The sequence below is a fragment of the Hydrogenophaga pseudoflava genome (assembly GCF_004353865.1).
Taxonomy (GTDB): Bacteria; Pseudomonadota; Gammaproteobacteria; order Burkholderiales; family Burkholderiaceae_C; genus Hydrogenophaga; species Hydrogenophaga pseudoflava.
Window position 1 is genome coordinate 2,128,483 of the sequence record NZ_CP037867.1, and the last position, 18,887, is coordinate 2,147,369.

Annotated in this window: 17 protein-coding genes; all 17 read left to right on the top strand. The window is 64.4% G+C overall.

Translation table 11 applies throughout. The annotated features are described in order from the left end of the window. The first annotated feature begins 37 nt into the window (after window positions 1-37). The 17 genes from uppS (at window position 38) to HPF_RS10460 (ending at window position 18,855) form a co-directional block, all read left to right on the top strand. A complete protein-coding gene (gene uppS, locus HPF_RS10380) occupies window positions 38-805 on the top strand; it encodes a polyprenyl diphosphate synthase (protein WP_133156548.1) in 768 nt (255 codons plus the stop codon). Beyond that, window positions 798-1,640: a phosphatidate cytidylyltransferase gene (locus HPF_RS10385; RefSeq protein ID WP_133156549.1), complete on the top strand. Its 843-nt coding sequence runs from the start codon at window positions 798-800 to the stop codon at window positions 1,638-1,640. Before uppS ends, HPF_RS10385 begins: the two co-directional genes overlap by 8 nt. Further along, a complete protein-coding gene (ispC, locus tag HPF_RS10390) occupies window positions 1,637-2,824 on the top strand; it encodes a 1-deoxy-D-xylulose-5-phosphate reductoisomerase (RefSeq protein WP_133156550.1) in 1,188 nt (395 codons plus the stop codon). The genes HPF_RS10385 and ispC overlap by 4 nt, the downstream gene beginning before the upstream one ends. Before the next feature lie 68 nt (window positions 2,825-2,892). Next, window positions 2,893-4,257: an RIP metalloprotease RseP gene (gene rseP / locus HPF_RS10395; protein ID WP_133156551.1), complete on the top strand. Its 1,365-nt coding sequence runs from the start codon at window positions 2,893-2,895 to the stop codon at window positions 4,255-4,257. Between the two features lie 14 nt (window positions 4,258-4,271). Next, window positions 4,272-6,572 carry an outer membrane protein assembly factor BamA gene (gene bamA, locus HPF_RS10400; protein ID WP_066154328.1) on the top strand — a complete coding sequence of 767 codons (2,301 nt, stop codon included), beginning with the start codon at window positions 4,272-4,274 and terminating at the stop codon, window positions 6,570-6,572. After that, window positions 6,572-7,090, top strand: a complete 519-nt coding sequence (locus HPF_RS10405) for an OmpH/Skp family outer membrane protein (RefSeq protein WP_133156552.1) — start codon at window positions 6,572-6,574, stop codon at window positions 7,088-7,090. The genes bamA and HPF_RS10405 overlap by 1 nt, the downstream gene beginning before the upstream one ends. Window positions 7,091-7,098: 8 nt before the next feature. Continuing rightward, entirely contained in the window at window positions 7,099-8,142 is a 1,044-nt protein-coding gene (lpxD, locus tag HPF_RS10410) for a UDP-3-O-(3-hydroxymyristoyl)glucosamine N-acyltransferase (RefSeq protein WP_133156553.1), read from the top strand. An 11-nt stretch (window positions 8,143-8,153) separates the two neighbouring features. Continuing rightward, window positions 8,154-8,591 (top strand): 3-hydroxyacyl-ACP dehydratase FabZ, encoded by a 438-nt coding sequence (gene fabZ, locus HPF_RS10415; RefSeq protein ID WP_066154315.1) that lies wholly within the window; start codon window positions 8,154-8,156, stop codon window positions 8,589-8,591. A 19-nt stretch (window positions 8,592-8,610) separates the two neighbouring features. After that, window positions 8,611-9,399, top strand: coding sequence for an acyl-ACP--UDP-N-acetylglucosamine O-acyltransferase (gene lpxA / locus HPF_RS10420; protein WP_066154312.1), 789 nt, complete (start codon window positions 8,611-8,613; stop codon window positions 9,397-9,399). A 16-nt stretch (window positions 9,400-9,415) separates the two neighbouring features. Further along, window positions 9,416-10,555, top strand: a complete 1,140-nt coding sequence (gene lpxB, locus HPF_RS10425; protein ID WP_207959358.1) for a lipid-A-disaccharide synthase — start codon at window positions 9,416-9,418, stop codon at window positions 10,553-10,555. Then, window positions 10,527-11,156 carry a ribonuclease HII gene (gene rnhB / locus HPF_RS10430; RefSeq protein WP_066154309.1) on the top strand — a complete coding sequence of 210 codons (630 nt, stop codon included), beginning with the start codon at window positions 10,527-10,529 and terminating at the stop codon, window positions 11,154-11,156. Before lpxB ends, rnhB begins: the two co-directional genes overlap by 29 nt. Further along, a complete protein-coding gene (locus HPF_RS10435) occupies window positions 11,153-11,932 on the top strand; it encodes a TrmH family RNA methyltransferase (RefSeq protein WP_127806296.1) in 780 nt (259 codons plus the stop codon). Before rnhB ends, HPF_RS10435 begins: the two co-directional genes overlap by 4 nt. A gap of 178 nt (window positions 11,933-12,110) precedes the next feature. After that, window positions 12,111-13,265, top strand: coding sequence for a glutamine-hydrolyzing carbamoyl-phosphate synthase small subunit (carA, locus tag HPF_RS10440; protein WP_241559575.1), 1,155 nt, complete (start codon window positions 12,111-12,113; stop codon window positions 13,263-13,265). A gap of 23 nt (window positions 13,266-13,288) precedes the next feature. After that, window positions 13,289-13,651 (top strand): hypothetical protein, encoded by a 363-nt coding sequence (locus HPF_RS10445; protein ID WP_127806298.1) that lies wholly within the window; start codon window positions 13,289-13,291, stop codon window positions 13,649-13,651. Window positions 13,652-13,685: 34 nt separating this feature from the next. After that, a complete protein-coding gene (carB, locus tag HPF_RS10450) occupies window positions 13,686-16,970 on the top strand; it encodes a carbamoyl-phosphate synthase large subunit (protein ID WP_133156554.1) in 3,285 nt (1,094 codons plus the stop codon). A gap of 50 nt (window positions 16,971-17,020) precedes the next feature. Then, window positions 17,021-17,995, top strand: coding sequence for an AraC-like ligand-binding domain-containing protein (locus tag HPF_RS10455; RefSeq protein WP_243721724.1), 975 nt, complete (start codon window positions 17,021-17,023; stop codon window positions 17,993-17,995). Between the two features lie 131 nt (window positions 17,996-18,126). Continuing rightward, window positions 18,127-18,855 (top strand): alpha/beta fold hydrolase, encoded by a 729-nt coding sequence (locus tag HPF_RS10460; protein ID WP_133156556.1) that lies wholly within the window; start codon window positions 18,127-18,129, stop codon window positions 18,853-18,855. Window positions 18,856-18,887: the final 32 nt, after the last annotated feature.

Genomic DNA, 18,887 nt, shown 5'->3' on the forward strand with positions numbered 1-18,887 from the left:
GCCTTCGTTCCCATTCCAACACCAGGTTCGCTTGCCGATGTCTTCCAATCCCCTGACCGGCGCGCCGAATGCCGTTGGCGTGCCGCGGCATGTGGCCATCGTCATGGATGGCAACGGCCGCTGGGCGAAGAAGCGCCTTTTGCCCAGGGTGGCGGGGCACAAGCAAGGGGTGGATGCGCTTCGCCGGACTGTCAGGGCTTGCCTTGAGCGCCACGTCCAAGTGCTCACGGTGTTCGCGTTCTCGTCCGAGAACTGGAACCGCCCTCCAGAAGAGGTTTCAGGGCTGATGGATCTTCTGGTGTTGGCCCTTTCACGGGAAGTGCCCAAGCTCGACAAGAGTGGAGTGAGACTGCACTTCCCAGGCGACTCCTCCGGACTGTCTCCGCGCCTGCTGCAAGGCCTTCGCAAGGCCGAGCAGACGACCGCACACAACGATCGCATGGTACTCAATGTGTGTTTCAACTATGGCGGTCGTTGGGACATCGTGAACGCCGCGAAGCAGCTGTTGGCCCAGGGCAGAGACATCACGGAAGCTGGGTTGTGTCAAACAACGGCGCTGGCCCACGTGGGCGATCCCGACCTGCTGATCCGTACGGGCGGCGAGATGCGCATCAGCAACTTTCTGCTCTGGCAGTGCGCGTATTCCGAGCTGTTTTTCACACCCTGTCTGTGGCCGGATTTCGACGCCGCCGAACTGGATCGGGCTTTCCAAGACTACGCAGGGCGCGAGCGCCGTTTCGGATTGACCTCCGAACAGGTGCGCCCGTCCAGCCCGGTGGCAGCGGCCAGCGGCTCGCATGCTTAAGCAACGCATCATCACCGCGCTGGTGCTCCTGGCTGTGGTGCTGCCAGCCATGTTTCATGCCTCTGTTGTTCCGTTTGCTGCGTTGGCGGTGGTGATGGTTTCCGCTGCTGGCTGGGAGTGGGCTCGCATGAATGGCCAGTCAGGGGGGGCGGCGTTGCTGATCGGCGCAGGATTTGGCGGACTGCTGCTGCTCTTCTGGTTGTGGGGTGGGCTGGACCGCTCGTGGGCAGCCGTCTGGTGGGTCGCTGCTGGGGGATGGCTGTTGCTGTCGGTCTTGATGCTCAGGCGCGGAGTGGCTGGTTGGCAGCAGTGGCCGATGATTTGGCGATTGTCGGGTGGTCTATTGGTTCTCGCATGTGCCTGGCTGGCGCTCGTGCAGGCCCGGCAAACAGGCTTGGTGTTTCTGCTTTCGGTCTTGACCCTTGTGTGGGCTGCGGACATTGCCGCTTATGCCGGCGGAAGGACGTTTGGTCGCCGCAAGCTCGCGCCGACCCTGAGTCCGGGCAAGAGCTGGGAAGGAGTGTTCAGCGGGCTTCTCGGGGTGTTCCTGCTGGCGCTGTTCTGGCTGTGGTTCGATCAGCGCTATCCGTCGGATGGGCCCAGTCTTTTCAGTCGTCTGTGGCAGGCAGGGCCGGGCTGGGTGGTCCCGGCACTCCTTCTACTGACTGCTGCCAGTGTGGTGGGAGACCTTCTGGAGTCACTTGTCAAGCGCAGTGCGGGCATGAAGGATTCGAGCCAGTTGCTGCCCGGGCATGGTGGGGTGCTTGACCGGGTGGACGCCTTGTTGCCCGTGTTGCCTGTCGCCATGCTGTTTGCCCATCTGCTGGAGAGATGATCGTGCCCGTGCAGAACATCACCATCCTCGGATCGACCGGATCAATCGGTACCAACACCCTGGACGTCATCGCCCGCCACCCTGAACGGTTCCGGGTGTTTGCCCTCACGGCAGCGACCCAGGTCGGGTCCATGCTCGAGCAATGCAAGGTGCACCGTCCCGAATACGCTGTGATGGCCAGCCCGGAGCATGCCCGGCTGCTGGCGGACAGGGTGAAAGCAGAAGGTCTGAAGGTTCAGGTGTTGTCGGGCCCCCGTGCCCTCTGCGAGGTCAGTGCCGACCCGCAGGTTCACGCCGTGATGGCGGCCATCGTCGGTGCGGCCGGCCTGGAGCCAAGTGTCGCTGCGGCGCGGGCTGGCAAGAAGCTTCTGCTGGCCAACAAGGAATCGTTGGTCGTGGGCGGTGAGTGGTTCATGCAGGCCGTGGCGGAGGGGGGCGGCCGGTTGCTGCCTATCGATAGTGAGCACTCGGCGGTTTTTCAGTCCTTGCCTGAAGACCCTTCGACATGGCCCAGGCGCGTGGAGAAGATCCTGCTGACCGCATCGGGCGGCCCTTTCCGACAGCGCGATCCATCCACCATGCATTCGGTCACGCCGGAAGAAGCCTGTGCCCACCCGAACTGGGTGATGGGGCGCAAGATATCGGTGGACTCCGCGACGATGATGAACAAGGCGCTGGAGGTCATCGAGGCCAGGTACCTGTTTGGTGTAAGCCCGTCTCAGATCGAGGTGGTGATCCATCCCCAGAGCGTGGTGCATTCGATGGTCCAGTTCCATGACCGTTCGGTGGTGGCCCAACTGGGGACACCCGACATGCGGGTTCCGATTGCCTACGGCCTGTCATGGCCCGAGCGCATGGAGTCTGGTGCAAATGCGCTGGATTTTTCGGCGTTGACTGCCCTGACTTTTGAGAAGCCCGACGACCTTCGGTTTCCCGGTCTGCGCCTGGCCTGGGAGGCCCTGGGCGGACCTCCTGGAACCACCGCTGTGCTCAATGCCGCGAACGAGGTGGCGGTGGCGGCCTTTCTGGATCGGCGGCTGCGCTTCGATCACATTCATATGGTCAATCGTGCAACTTTGGAGGCCTTGTCGCCCTCCAAGGCCGAGGGTCTGGAAGCGCTGCTGGCGCTGGACGAGCAAGCGCGAGCGATGGCCTCGGCTTGCGTGGATCGCTGCCGCGGTTGAGCCACGCCCTGCGTGGTCCTTCAGGCCAGGGTTGTGGTGCGCTGCCGATTTGATACTTCGAGGGACCTATGACCACATTGATTGCCTTTGTCGTGGCCCTGGGCCTGCTGATCGCCGTACATGAGTACGGCCACTACCGGGTGGCCGTGGCCTGCGGGGTCAAGGTGCTTCGTTTTGCCGTCGGATTTGGAAAGCCGCTGCTGCGTTGGCAACGGGCTGGCAGTCCGACCGAGTTTGTGTTGTGTGCCCTGCCGCTGGGCGGATATGTGCGGATGCTGGACGAGCGCGAAGCACCGGTGGATCCAGCGGAACGCCATCTGGCGTTCAACACACAGCCGCTGCGTTCGCGGGCGGCCATCGTCGCGGCCGGGCCGGCAGCGAATCTGCTGCTCGCCGTGGTGTTGTATGCAGTGGTGAACTGGAGCGGTGTGGAGGAGCCCAAGCCGGTGCTTGCTTCACCCGTTGCAGGTTCAGTGGCGGAAAAGGCGGGACTCATCGGCGGGGAGTGGGTGCAAAGCGCTTACGTGAACGGTGACGAAGCGTCGCCCGTGAGGTCGTTCGAGGACCTCCGTTGGCGCCTGACGCAGGCGGCTTTGTCTGGTCAGGACATGCAGTTGCTGGTATCCCGTGAGGAGGGCGGCGCTGCGCGCGAGCTGACGCTGCCGCTCAGCCAGATCGACGTCAAGGAGGCCGACGCTACGCTGTTCAGGCGCATTGGTATCCTGTCCCCATGGACCGATCCTGTGATGGGGGACGTCATGCCTGGCGGTGCTGCGGAGGCCGCCGGTTTGCAGGCGGGAGACCGTGTGTTGCGCGTCGACGGCAAGGCTGTGTCCGACGGCGGTGCACTGCGACAGAGGATCCGCGATAGCGTCAATGCTGAGGGGCAGACAGTACGCCAGGTGTGGGACGTATCCCGTGACGGCAGCACGCTAAGCCTTACCGTGGAACCAAAGCCCGAGAAATCGGGTGAGGCCTGGATCGGTCGCATCGGCGCGTACGTCGGCTCTGCGCCAGCGATGACGACGGTGCGCCACGGCGTGCTGGAGGGGCTTTGGCTGGGTGTTCAGCGTACCTGGGAGGTGTCCTGGTTGACGCTGAAAATGATGGGCAAGATGCTGATCGGAGAGGCTTCCCTCAAGAACATCAGCGGTCCGCTGACCATCGCAGACTACGCAGGCAAATCGGCGAGCATGGGATTCACGTCCTACATCGTGTTTCTGGCGCTGATCAGCGTCAGCCTCGGGGTCCTGAACCTGCTGCCGTTGCCGGTCCTCGATGGGGGGCACCTGATGTATTATCTTTGGGAGGGTGTGACCGGCCGCGGGGTGTCCGACGTCTGGCTGGAACGGCTGCAGCGAGGGGGAGTGGCTGTGTTGCTGGCCCTCATGTGCGTTGCCCTCTTCAACGATATCACCCGTCTCGTGGGCTGAACGATCTCTCTCACATGAAACCATTTGCCTCCAGCCTGCGCGGGCTCAAACTGTCCGCCATTGCCACTTCCTTGTTGATGGCCTTGCCCGCCTGGGCCGTGGACCCATTCACACTCAAGGACATCCGGGTCGAGGGCCTGCAGCGCGTCGAGCCGGGCACCGTGTTTGCGTCCTTGCCTTTCCGTATTGGTGACCAGTACACCGACGACAAAGGGTCTTCCGCCATTCGGGCTCTGTTTGGCCTGGGGCTTTTCTCCGATGTGCGGCTGCAAATCAACGGGGACGTTCTCGTTGTGATCGTGGAAGAGCGTCCGTCGGTGGCCGATGTGAGCTTTACTGGCATCAAGGAGTTTGATGCCGAGGTGCTCAAGAAGGCGCTTAGAGAGGTTGGGCTCGCTGAAGGCAGGCCGTTTGACAAGGCGCTGGCCGACCGCGCCGAGCAGGAGCTCAAGCGTCAGTACATCAACCGCAGCATGTACGCCGCTCAAGTGGTGACCACCGTGACCCCGGGTGAGCGCAACCGGGTCAACCTCAACTTCAATGTGGTGGAAGGTGAGGTGGCGAAGATCAAGGACATCCGCATCGTCGGCAACCAGGCGTTCTCCGAGTCGACCTTGCGCGACCTGTTCGATCTGGACACGGGTGGCTGGATGAGCTGGTACACCAAGGCTGATCGCTACTCACGGGCCAAGCTCAACGCCGATCTGGAAACCCTGCGCTCATACTATCTCGCGCGTGGATACCTTGAGTTCAAGGTCGAGTCCACCCAGGTAGCCATCTCTCCTGACAAGCAGGACATGTCGGTCACCATCAACATCAGCGAAGGCAATCGCTTCGTGGTGTCTTCTGTCGCGCTCGAGGGCGAGTACCTCGGCAAAGAGCAGGAGTTCAAGTCGCTTGTGAGCATTCGCGCGGGTGAAGCCTACAACGCTGAAGATGTGGCGCGCACCGTCAAGGCATTCACGGACTACTTCGGGGCATTCGGGTACGCGTTCGCGCAAGTGGAGGCGGCCCCCCTGATTGATCGTGTCAACAACCGTGTGGCGTTCGCGCTGAGGGCCCAGCCGTCGCGCCGGGTGTACGTTCGCCGGATCAATGTGGAAGGCAACAATCGGACCCGTGACGAAATCATCCGCCGCGAGTTCCGCCAATTTGAGTCGGCCTGGTATGACAGCGATCGCATCCGGCTATCGCGCGACCGCATTGACCGGCTGGGGTTCTTCACGGAGGTCGGGATCGACACCGAGCCAGTGCCGGGCACCAATGACCAGGTGGATCTCACGGTGACGGTGGCCGAAAAGCCCACGGGCAACCTGTCGATTGGTGCTGGTTATTCGCAGGCCGACAAGCTGTCGCTGATTGCCAGCATCAAACAGGAAAACGTCTTCGGCTCCGGCAACTATCTGGGGCTGGATCTCAACACCAGTTCCTACAACCGCCAGTTTGTCCTGAGTACCACCAACCCCTACTTTACCCAGGATGGTGTTTCCCGGACCTTTGACCTGTACTACAAAACCACCCGCCCCTACGACGCGCAGGGCGGGGACTACGAAATCGCCACGCCTGGGGTCGGAGTGCGGTTTGGCGTGCCTTTCACCGAGACCGACACCGTTTTCTTCGGGGTCGGGGCGGAGCGGGTCAAGGTGAAGGAGGGGGACCAGCTTCCCGAGGCCTATCGAGACCAGGGGGGAACCTATCTGCCTGCGACCATTGGCTGGGCGCGTGACAACAGAGACAGCGCTCTCGTCCCGACGGAGGGTCGACTGCAGCGGCTCAACTCCGAATTTGGCCTCGGGGGAGACCGGCGGTATGCCAAGCTCACCTATCAGTTCCAGCAGTATCTGCCCATCACCCGCCAATACACCTTTGCATTCAACACCGAACTCGGTGTCGGCAAGGGGCTGGGAGGCAAGACGTTCCCGGTGTTGCGCAACTTTTACGGCGGTGGCCTCGGGTCGGTTCGCGGCTTCGAGCAGGGAACCCTTGGCCCAACCTCGGCAGTCATCGGATCGACGACCGGCGAAACCGTCAACATCGGCGGGGCCCGCAATATCGTCTTCAATGCAGAGTTCATCGCACCCTTCCCGGGGGCAGGCAACGACCGCACATTGCGCTGGTTTGCGTTTGTTGACGCAGGCAACGTCTATGGTGAATCGGAAAGTGTCGACTTCAGCAAGATGCGCTCTTCGGTGGGCGTAGGCCTGAGCTGGATCTCACCGGTCGGCCCCTTGCGCTTTGCGCTCGCCAACCCGGTGCGCAAGTTCTCCGGCGATAGAATCCAGAAATTCCAGTTTCAGATCGGAACATCCTTTTGATGAAGACCTTGCAGCGTCGCTTTGCCCGTCACCTGGCCGTTTTTCTCGCAGCCACCTGCGTGACCTTGACCGCGGCGGCCCAGGACTTTCGCGTGGGTTTTGTTAGTACTGAGCGTATCTTCCGCGAGTCCAACATGGCGAAGGTGTCACAGACCAAGCTGGAGCAGGAATTCTCCGTCCGCGAGAAGGATCTGCAGACGCTGGCGGCGCAGCTCAAGGCTGCGTCCGAGAAGCTTGAACGCGACGCCCCCACACTGCCCGAAGCACAGCGAGTGACCCGCCAGCGGCAACTGGTGGACCAGGACCGGGACTTCCAGCGCAAGCAGCGGGAGTTTCAGGAGGATGTCACCATGCGGAAGAATGAGGTGTATCAGCAAATCCTCGACAAAGCCAACCGCGTGATCAAGCAGGTGGCCGAAACTGAAAAGTACGACCTGATCCTTCAGGAGGCGGTCTATATCAATCCCAAGCACGACATCACCGACAAGGTGCTCAGTGGCTTGAACAACACCAAGTAAGGCCCGTCATGTCCCGGTCGCTCGGCGACATCGTCGGCGCCCTGGGTGGAGAGCTCGTCGGGAACGCCAGTCTGCAGATTCACCGTCTGGCGCCGCTCGCAACGGCCCGGGCGGACGAGCTTTCATTCGTTGCCCAGGCGCGCTACGCGGCCCAGATCCAGACAACAGCGGCGGGTGCTTTGATCATTCCCGCCGGCCTGAGAGATGCGGCCATGTCGCGCGGGGCATGTATTGTCTGCGACGATCCGTATCTGTACTTTGCCCGCCTGACCCAATGGTGGAAGGCTCAGCACGAGCCTGCAGAGGCGCCTCGGGTCGACCCTTCCGCGAGCATCCACCCATCCGCACTCATCGGGGATCGCGTTTCGATCGGTCCGTTTGCCGTCGTCGGCCCTGGGGCGAGGATTGGTGACGGGGCGCGAATCGGACCCCATTCCATCGTGGGCAGAGATGCCGCGGTAGGAGAGGAAACACTGCTCCACGCCAGGGTCAACATCGGCGACCGTTGTGTGGTTGGTCAACGCTGCATTCTTCATCCCGGCGTGGTCATTGGTGCCGACGGCTTCGGGTTCGCACCTCATCAGGGAGAGTGGGTCAAGATAGAACAGTTGGGTGCCGTCCGCATCGGGAACGATGTCGAAATCGGCGCCAACACCTGCATCGACCGCGGCGCGCTGGACGATACGGTCATCGGCAATGGTGTCAAGCTCGACAACCTGATACAGATCGGTCACAACGTGCGCATCGGCGATCACACGGCGATGGCGGGTTGTGTCGGCGTGGCGGGCACGGCCACGATTGGTGCGCATTGTTCGGTCGGCGGTGGCGCCATTGTGCTGGGCCATCTGATGCTTGCAGACCGGGTGAACATTTCCGCAGCGACGGTGGTGACCCGTTCGATCCATCAGCCTGGGCTGTACACCGGCATGTTCCCCATCGACGACAATGCGGCCTGGGAAAAGAACGCCGCATCGCTCAAGCAACTGGGTCGCTTGCGCGAACGCGTGCGTGCCCTCGAACAACGAGTTGAAAACAATCTTCCGAAAAGCTGAGCATCAACACAATGGACATCCACCAGATCCGAAAACAACTGCCTCACCGTTACCCGTTCCTGCTGGTGGACCGTGTGCTGGAGATCGAAAAGGGCAAGCGCATCAAGGCGCTGAAGAATGTCACCATCAATGAGCCGTTCTTCGGTGGTCACTTTCCGAACCGTCCGGTGATGCCTGGCGTGCTCATGCTGGAGGCCATGGCCCAGGCGGCAGCGCTGCTGGCCTTCGACACCGCCGGGGTAACAATGGACGACAACACCGTCTATTACTTTGCCGGCATTGACGGCGCCCGCTTCAAGCGACCGGTTGAACCAGGGGATCAGTTGGTCATGGACATTGAGCTGGACCGTGTGCGCGCGGGTATCTACAAGTTCAAGGGCGTGACCCGGGTGGGCGACGACGTGGTCTGCGAGGCCGAGTTGATGTGCACCATGCGCACGGTGTCCTGAGTGGTGGGGGGCTGCTGACGTGACGCAGATTCATCCCACTGCGCTGGTGGACCCTTCTGCGGAGCTCGACGATTCGGTTTCGGTCGGCCCGTACACCATCGTCGGGCCCCATGTGAAGATCGGTGCAGGTACGTCGATTGGCGCGCACTGCGTGATCGAAGGCCGCACCACCATTGGTGCGCACAACCGCATCTTCCAGTTCAACTCGATTGGTGCGGTGCCGCAGGACAAGAAGTACGCGGGTGAACCCACCGAGCTGATCATCGGCAACCACAACACGATCCGCGAGTTCTGCACCTTCAACCTCGGGGTGCCAGGTGCAGGTGGCCGTACCACGGTGGGAGACCACAACTGGATCATGGCCTACACCCACATTGCGCACGACTGCCACGTGGCCAACCACACCACGCTGGCGAACAACACCACCCTGGCAGGGCACGTGTTGCTGGCCGACTGGGTGACCGTGGGCGGACTGACTGGCATTCACCAGTTTGTCTCGGTGGGCGCACACGCGATGATCGGCTTTGCCAGTGCGGTCACGCAGGATGTGCCCCCGTACATGCTGGTGGACGGCAACCCGCTGGCGGTGCGTGGGCTGAACACTGTCGGGCTCAGGCGACGCGACTTTTCCGCCGCGCGGATCGCGGCGATCAAGCAGATGCACAGACTGCTCTACCGGCAGGGCCTCACACTCGATGCTGCACGCGCCGGCATTGATGCGTTGGCAACCGAGACGCCCGAGGCGGCAGAGGACGTGGCCTTGATGAGCCGCTTCCTGTCTGCGGCAACGCGCGGCATTGCGCGCTGATTTCTCATCACCGGTCATGAATGCGTCCCGCCGTGTCGCGCTGGTCGCCGGCGAAACGTCGGGCGATCTGCTCGCAGGTCTGCTTCTGAAGGGGCTCAAGGGCCGCTGGCCCGATCTGTCGGCTGTCGGCATCGGTGGCGCGGCCATGGCAAAGCAGGGCTTCGAGGCTTGGTGGTCCAGCGACAAGCTGGCCGTGCGAGGCTATGTCGAGGTGTTGCGCCACTACCGGGAGATTGCGGGCATTCGCACACAACTCCGGGAGCGCCTGCTGCAGGAGCGGCCCGACGCCTTCATCGGCGTGGATGCGCCTGATTTCAACCTCGATCTCGAGAGCAGCCTCCGCTCGGCGGGCGTGAAGACGGTGCATTTCATCTGCCCGTCGATCTGGGCCTGGCGTCCGGAGCGGGTGGAAAAGATCCGTCGTAGTGCCGACCACGTGTTGTGCATCTTCCCGTTCGAGCCCGAACTGCTCGCTCGCCACGAAATTGCTGCCACCTATGTGGGTCACCCGATTGCCAGCGTGATTCCGCTTGTCCCGGATCGTCTGGCCGCACGACGTGCGTTGGGCATCGAAGGCGAGGGGCCGGTCGTGGCCATTCTTCCTGGCAGCCGGCGCTCGGAGGTTCAGTACCTGGCCCGCCGATTCTTCGATGCGGCGGTGCTGATGCGGTCGCGCCGTCCAGGGCTGCGCTTCGTGGTGCCTGCGGTCCCCGCATTGCGTGAAGTCATCGAGGCCCACTCCCGGGACGCAGGTCTTCAGGATGTGCTGATCGTCCAGGGGCGTTCGCACGAGGTGCTGGCTGCGTGCGACGTGACGCTGATCGCGTCGGGCACGGCCACGCTGGAGGCGGCGCTGTTCAAGCGCCCCATGGTGATCGCCTACAACATGCACTGGCTGTCCTGGATCATCATGCGTCGCAAGCAGTTGCAGCCGTGGGTCGGACTGCCCAACATCCTGAGCAGCGATTTTGTGGTCCCCGAACTGTTGCAGGACGCTGCGACGCCGGCGGCGCTGGCCGAAGCCACGCTCGCCTGGCTGGATTCTCCCCAGCGTGTGGCGGCTCTGGAGGAGCGCTTCACCCAACTGCACCATCTGCTGCAGCGTGACACGGCACGCCTGGCCACCGATGCGATCGAAAAAGTTCTTGCGGGCTGAGCAGGTCAGCCTCGCCTGGGACGTTCCCGGGCTGGTTGCGGGTGTGGACGAGGCCGGCCGCGGGCCCCTGGCTGGGCCGGTGGTGGCGGCGGCCGTGATTCTGGATGACCACAAGCCGATCAAGGGACTGGCCGACTCCAAGAAGCTGACCGCGTTGCGCCGCGAAAAACTGTTCGACGAAATCCGGGCCAAAGCCCTGTGCTGCAGTGTGGCGCTCGCGACCGTGGAGGAGATCGACCGGCTCAACATCCTGCAGGCCACCATGCTGGCCATGCAGCGCGCGGTCAAGGGCTTGCGCCTGAAACCGGCGAAGGTGCTGGTGGATGGCAACCGCTTGCCGGTGCTGGACGTGGTGGCCGAGGCCATCGTGTCCGGTGACGCGCTGGTGCAGGCCATCTCAGCCGCCTCCATCCTGGCCAAGGTCACGCGCGACCGCATGCTCGACGAACTTCACGCGCAGCACCCGCTCTACGGGTTTGATCGCCACAAGGGCTACGGTACGGCGCAGCACCTGGCGGCGCTGCGCGAATTCGGTCCGTTGCCGGAACACCGGCGCTCGTTTGCACCAGTGGCCCAGGCGATGCAGGAGCATGGCGCATGAACGAACCCATTCTGATCACCTCGCGGGACAACCCCTTGCTCAAGCGCCTGCGCCTGCTCTCCCAGGACAGCATGGCTTATCGAAAACAGGGACAGGTCTGGCTGGAGGGCGATCACCTGTGCCGGGCCATGCTGGCCCGGGGCCAGCGTCCGACCACGGCGGTGTTCACGGAGCGCGGCTGGTCGGATGCCGCCGACGCCATGCGGGTGGCCTGTGAGCACCGGGTGTTGGTTTCTGAGTCATTGATGGCGGGCGTGAGCGGACTGGAGTCACCTGCCGGCATGGGCTTCCTCTGGGATCTACCGACCCGCCCGGCACCGGACCCGGCGGCTTCGACGGTGGTGCTGGACCGCCTGCAGGACGCCGGCAACGTCGGCTCCATCCTGCGCAGCGCCGCTGCGATGGGGTTTGGCCAGGTGCTGGCGCTCAAGGGCACCGCCGGCCTGTGGTCGCCCAAAGTGCTGCGGGCAGGCATGGGAGCGCATTTCGCGCTCCGGCTGGTCGAGGGGCTGACACTGGATGATCTGAGGCCGCTCGCTGTGCCCATGCTGGTCACCAGTTCCCACAGAGGCGAGTTCCTGCACCGCTCCGAACTGCCCTGGCCTTGCGCCTGGGTCATGGGACATGAGGGGCAGGGCGTGCGTCCCGAACTGGAGGCCATGGCCAGCCGCTCGGTCCGCATCACCCAGCCCGGGGGCGAGGAGTCGCTGAACGTGGCCGCTGCAGCGGCGATCTGCCTGCACGCGAGCGCGGCGGCCAGGGCCCTGCCGCTATAATTCCGGGGTTTACCCGCAATCGACGCATCTCGCTGCGTCCGCCCCGGCTTCCTGCCCAGGTTCCCCGTCCCAAGCCCGCTGTCGCGATCCCCTGCGACGATGCGGGAGCGGGCGCGAATCTCCCCGGTTGTGCCCCATGGCGGGCGCGGGTGCGTCCGAAAAACCTCTGGAGAAAACCGTGCTTCCCGTCCATCCGAAAGCCCTTCTTGCGCTCGCCGACGGCACGGTCTTTACGGGGGTTTCCATCGGAGCCACCGGTCAGACGACCGGCGAGGTGGTGTTCAACACCTCGATCACCGGCTACCAGGAAATCCTCACCGATCCGAGCTATTGCCAGCAAATCGTCACCCTCACATACCCCCACATCGGCAACACCGGCGTGAACCGTGAGGACGTGGAAGCCGACCGCATCCACGCTGCTGGCCTGATCATCAAAGACCTGCCCCTTCTGGCGTCCAACTTCCGTTCCGAAGAGACGCTGTCCCAGTACCTGCAGCGCGAAGGCACCGTGGCCATCGCCGACCTCGACACCCGGGCGCTGACGCGTCTGCTGCGCACCAAGGGCGCGCAGAACGGCTGCATCCTGGCCCTGCCGGCCGGTGAGGTGATCACCGACGCACACCGTGCGCAGGCGGTTGCCGCGGCCCAGGCCGCGCCGAACATGGCAGGTCAGGATCTGGCCAAGGTGGTGTCCGCGACAGCGTCCTACGACTGGACCCAGTCCGAGTGGAAGCTGGGCAGCGGCTACGGCGAGCAGACGGCACCGAAGTTCCACGTGGTCGCCTACGACTTCGGCGTCAAGAAGAACATCCTGCGCATGCTGGCCGAGCGCGGCTGCAAGGTCACGGTGGTGCCGGCGCAGACGCCGGCCGCCGAGGTGCTCAAGCACCAGCCCGATGGCATCTTCCTGTCCAACGGTCCTGGCGACCCGGAGCCGTGCGACTACGCCATCGCCGCCGCCAAGGAACTGATCGAGACTGGCACGCCGACCTTCGGCATCTGCCTGGGCCACCAGATCATGGCGCTGGCGTCAGGCGCCAGGACTTTCAAGATGAAGTTCGGCCACCATGGTGCCAATCACCCGGTCAAGGACCTGGACAGCGGCCGCGTCTCCATCACCAGCCAGAACCACGGTTTTGCGGTGGATGAGAAGAGCCTGCCCGGCAATCTGCGCCCGACGCACGTGAGCCTGTTCGACGGCACGCTGCAGGGTCTGGCGCGCACCGACAAGCCGGCGTTCTGCTTCCAGGGCCACCCGGAAGCCTCGCCTGGCCCGCACGACATCGGCTACCTGTTCGACCGCTTCATCGACCTGATGCAGGCCAAGGCCTGAGCCAGCACCCCAAGGAACCACCCATGAAGCTCTTCAGTTTCCCGGTTTTTGCGATCGAGAAGGCCATCGCCAAGCGCATGCTGGGTCTGGAGTCGCCCCACAAGGAGTGGTTCGGCCAGCGCTGGGCGCAGAAGCCCTACCGCAAGGCTTTCATCGAGAACAAGGCGATGCCGCTGGTCACCCTGATCGCCAAGGGCAAGACCTGGGACGACGAGACCTTCAACACCGAAATGGCTGCGTGGGATGCCTTGTTCTATCCCGCCGAGGTCGAAGTGCTGCGCCCGATCATCGAAGGCGACGGCCTGCTGCAGCTGATGCAGAAGAACGTGCCTGCCGAACGCGTGCAGGCCTTGCTGAAAAAACTGGAAACCCAGCGCCAGGCCTGAGCCCGACCTGCCGCCTAGATACACAAGCGAACCCATGCCGAAAAGAACAGACATCCAGACCGTCCTCATCATCGGAGCTGGCCCGATCATCATCGGCCAGGCCTGCGAGTTCGATTACTCGGGCGTGCAGGCCTGCAAGGCCCTGCGCGAAGAGGGCTACCGGGTGGTGCTGATCAACAGCAACCCGGCCACCATCATGACCGACCCGGCCACGGCCGACGTCACCTACATCGAGCCCATCACCTGGCAGACGGTCGAGAAGATCATCGCCAAGGAACGGCCCCAGACCCCGGGCGGTTTTGCCATCCTGCCGACCATGGGCGGCCAGACCGCGCTGAACTGCGCGCTGGACCTGTGGCGCAACGGCGTGCTGGCGCGCTACGGCGTGGAACTGATCGGCGCCACACCGGAGGCCATCGACAAGGCCGAAGACCGCCTGAAGTTCAAGGACGCCATGACCAAGATCGGTCTGGGCTCCGCGCGCTCGGGCATCGCCCACAGCATGGAAGAGGCCTGGGCGGTTCAGAAGATGACCGGTTTCCCGACCGTGATCCGTCCCAGCTTCACGCTGGGTGGCACCGGCGGCGGCATCGCCTACAACCCGGAAGAGTTCGAGACCATTTGCAAGCGCGGCCTGGAAGCCTCGCCGACAAACGAGCTGCTGATCGAAGAATCGCTGCTCGGCTGGAAAGAGTACGAGATGGAAGTCGTGCGCGACAAGGCGGACAACTGCATCATCGTCTGCTCCATTGAGAACCTGGACCCGATGGGCGTGCACACCGGCGACTCCATTACCGTTGCGCCCGCCCAGACGCTGACCGACAAGGAATACCAGATCCTGCGCAACGCCTCGCTGGCGGTGCTGCGCGAAATTGGCGTCGACACCGGTGGCTCCAACGTGCAGTTCTCCATCAACCCGGCCGACGGTCGCATGGTGGTGATCGAGATGAACCCGCGCGTCTCGCGTTCGTCGGCCCTGGCCTCCAAGGCCACCGGCTTCCCGATCGCCAAGGTCGCGGCCAAGCTGGCCGTGGGCTACACGCTGGACGAGTTGCGCAACGAGATCACCGGTGGCGCCACGCCCGCGTCGTTCGAGCCCACGATCGACTACGTGGTCACCAAGATTCCTCGTTTCGCCTTCGAGAAGTTCCCGACGGCCGACAGCCGCCTGACCACCCAGATGAAGTCGGTGGGCGAGGTGATGGCCATGGGCCGCACCTTCCAGGAGTCGTTCCAGAAAGCCCTGCGCGGTCTGGAAGTCGGCGTCGACGGCATGAATGAGAAGACCCAGGACCGCGAGACGCTGGAGCGCGAGCTGGGCGAACCCGGCCCAGAGCGCATCTGGTACGTGGGCGATGCCTTCGCCGCCGGCTGGTCGCTTGACGAGGTGCACCAGTTCACCAAGATCGACAAGTGGTTCCTGATCCAGATCGAGGAAATCATCAAGCTCGAGATGGCCATGGACCAGCTGGTGGCCGAGAAAGGCGAGGGCGCGCTGACCAGCCTGGACGCCGACACGCTGCGCGGCCTGAAGAAGAAGGGCTTCTCCGACCGCCGCCTCGCCAAGCTGCTGGCCACCACCGACACCGCCGTGCGCGAACGCCGCAAGGCGCTGAACGTGCGCCCGGTCTACAAGCGGGTGGACACCTGCGCGGCCGAGTTCGCCACCGACACCGCCTACCTGTACTCCACCTACGAAGGCCATGGCGACGGCGAGTGCGAAGCCGAGCCGACCGACAAGAAGAAGATCATGGTGCTGGGCGGCGGTCCGAACCGCATTGGCCAGGGCATCGAGTTCGACTACTGCTGCGTGCACGCCGCGCTGGCCATGCGCGAAGACGGGTACGAGACCATCATGGTCAACTGCAACCCGGAAACCGTGTCCACCGACTACGACACCAGCGACCGCCTGTACTTCGAGCCGCTGACGTTGGAAGATGTGCTGGAAATCGTCGACAAGGAAAAACCGGTCGGCGTGATCGTGCAGTACGGCGGCCAGACGCCGCTGAAGCTCGCGCTCGGCCTGGAAGCCAATGGCGTGCCCATCATCGGCACCACGCCCGACATGATCGACGCGGCCGAAGACCGTGAGCGCTTCCAGAAGCTGCTGCACGACCTGGGCCTGCGCCAGCCGCCCAACGCCACAGCCCGCACCGAAGCCGATGCGCTGGAGAAGGCCGCAGCCCTGGGCTACCCGCTGGTGGTGCGCCCCAGCTATGTGCTGGGCGGTCGCGCGATGGAAATCGTGCACGAGCAGCGCGACCTGGAGCGCTACATGCGCGAAGCGGTGAAGGTGAGCAACGACTCGCCGGTGTTGCTGGACCGATTCCTGAACGATGCCATCGAGTGTGACGTGGACGCCGTGCGCGACAGCGCCGGCCGCGTGTTCATCGGTGGCGTGATGGAGCACATCGAACAGGCCGGTGTGCACTCGGGCGACTCGGCTTGTTCGCTGCCGCCGTATTACCTGTCCAAGGACACCATCGACGAACTCAAGCGCCAGACCGCTGCGATGGCCGAAGGCCTGAACGTGGTGGGTCTGATGAACGTGCAGTTCGCGATCCAGGAGAAGGAGGAAAACGGCGTCAAGACCGACGTGATCTTCGTGCTCGAAGTGAACCCGCGCGCCTCGCGCACGGTGCCCTTCGTCTCCAAGGCCACCGGCATCCAGCTGGCCAAGGTGGCGGCGCGCTGCATGGCCGGCCAGACGCTGGACCAGCAGGGCATCGGCGCCGAGGTCACGCCGCCGTACTTCAGCGTCAAGGAAGCCGTGTTCCCGTTCGTGAAGTTCCCGGGCGTGGACACCATCCTTGGCCCGGAGATGAAGTCCACCGGTGAGGTCATGGGCGTCGGCAAGACCTTCGGCGAGGCCTTCGTCAAGAGCCAGCTGGGCGCTGGCACCAAGCTGCCGCGTTCTGGCAAGGTCTTCCTGACCGTGAAGAACGGCGACAAGCCGCGCGCTGTGGAAGTGGCGCGCCAGCTGGTGGCACTGGGCTTCGAGCTGGTGGCCACGCGGGGCACGGCGGCGGCCATCGGTGCCGCCGGCATTCCGGTGCAGACGGTCAACAAGGTCACCGAGGGCCGCCCGCACATCGTGGACATGATCAAGAACGGCGAGATCGCCCTGGTGATCAATACCGTTGAGGAGCGTCGCAACGCGATCGCCGATTCGCGAGCCATCCGCACGTCGGCGCTGCTGGCCCGCGTGACCACCTTCACCACCATCTCCGGCGCGGAAGCCGCAGTGGAGGGCATGCGACACATGGACAGCCTGGGCGTGATTTCGGTGCAGGACATGCACGCGCAACTGACGGCCTGATCCGCGTAAGTCCCCTTGCTCCCCGCGGGCATGGTCACTAGATTGTGGCCATGCCCGCTGTGCTTTCAGCCCCCGACACCCGCCTGCGCGAATGGACCACCGCGCAGGCCCGCCCGCGCGAGCGGCTGGACTACTGGGTGGGCGCGATCTGCGAAGCGTTCCTCGAAATGGATTGCAGCTCCTCGGCCGCGGACCACTTCAACGGACAGCTCGTGCACCTGCCGCTGCAGCGACTCGCGGTCAACCGGGTGCAGGCTTCTACTCAGGACGTGTACCGCACCCCTGCAGCCATCGCAAAAAGCAAGGACCAGCCGTTCTACCTCATCACGCAGATCGAACAGCCCTGGCTGGTGAAGCAGGGTGGGCGCGTGCTGCAACTGCGCCCTGGTGACACGGTGCTGGTGGACGCGGCACAGGCCTACGAACTGCACTTCCCGCACTCGGTCACCTGCCTGTCGGTGCAGATGCCGCGCGCCTGGGTCGGCCAGTGGCTGCAGACCGTGGACCTGTCCCATGCGCGGGTGGCGCACCGCGAGCAGGGCTGGGGCGCCATGCTGTCGGCGCTGAGCCTGCAACTGGGGCGCCAGCCCGAACTGGCGCTTCAGATGGCGCCCGACTGGCTTGAGGCCCAGTTCGGCGCCTTGCTCGCGGCCTCGATGGAGCCGGTGGCGCATCGCAACACGTCCGGCTCCGGCGACCTGCGCGCGCGCGCCGTGGCCCTCATGCAGGAGCGCCGTGGAGAGACTGGCTGGCGGGCCGACGAGCTCGCGGTGCAGCTGCAGGTGTCGGTGCGCAGCCTGCACCGGGCGTTCACCGCGGCGGGCGAGACGGTGATGGGGCGCTGGCGCGAGGAGCGCATCGCCCATGCCTGTGAACTGCTCGCGCAGCCCCGGCTCGCCGGACTGCACATGGCCGAGGTGGGGCGGCGCTGCGGTTACGCCGATGCCTCCCATTTCGGCCGCGATTTCCAGCGGGTGATGGGGGTGACGCCCCAGCGCTGGGTGCGGGATCGGCGCGGCCACTGACACCGTGGGGTTGGCGCAACCCGGCGGCCCGGCTGGCGCAACCCGGCCAGCGCGAGCCGGCATGGGTTTCTAGAGTGTCGGTGGTGTGGCCGCTGGCCACCATTCCCCGCCACCCATTCGAGGAGACCTTCATGGCCGATACCTATGTTCTTGTCCACGGCGCCTGGCACACCGGCGAGCTGATGGAGCCCGTGGCCCAGCACCTGCGCGCCAAGGGGCACACCGTGTTCTGTCCAACCCTGGCGGGCAACCGCCCCGGCGACGACCGCAGCACCACCGGCCTGGCCGAGGCCGCGGCGTCCCTGGTGGATTACCTGCACCAGCACGACCTGAAGGACGTGCGCCTGATGGGCCACAGCTACGGCGGCATGGTGATCAGCCATGCCGCCGACCAGGCGGCGCAGCGCATCCGCCGTCTGGTCTACTGGAACGCCTTCGTGCCGCTGGACGGCGAGAGCCTCAACGACCTGGTGCCACCGCACTACGTGGCTCTGTTCGACGGCATCGCGGCCGCGAACAACGGTTCGGTGATGCTGCCGTACCCGATCTGGCGCGAGGCCTTCATCAACGACGCCGACGCGGCGCTGGCCGAGAAGGCCTACGGACTGCTCAACCCCCATCCCTACAAGACCTTCACCGACCCGGCGAAGCTGTCGACACCGCTGGCGGCCATGACCCTGGGCAAGAGCTACATCAATTGCCAGCAGGACACGGCGCTGCCCCACAGCCTGCCCTGGCACCCCCGGCTGTCCGAACGGCTGGGCCTGTTCCGGCTGGTGGAGTGCAGCGGCAGCCACGAGCTGTGTTTCACAGATCCGAAACGGCTGGCCGACGCCATCGAGCAGGCCGGCCGCGACTGAGCGCAACCGCGGTTTCCCCGGGCATGAGGGCC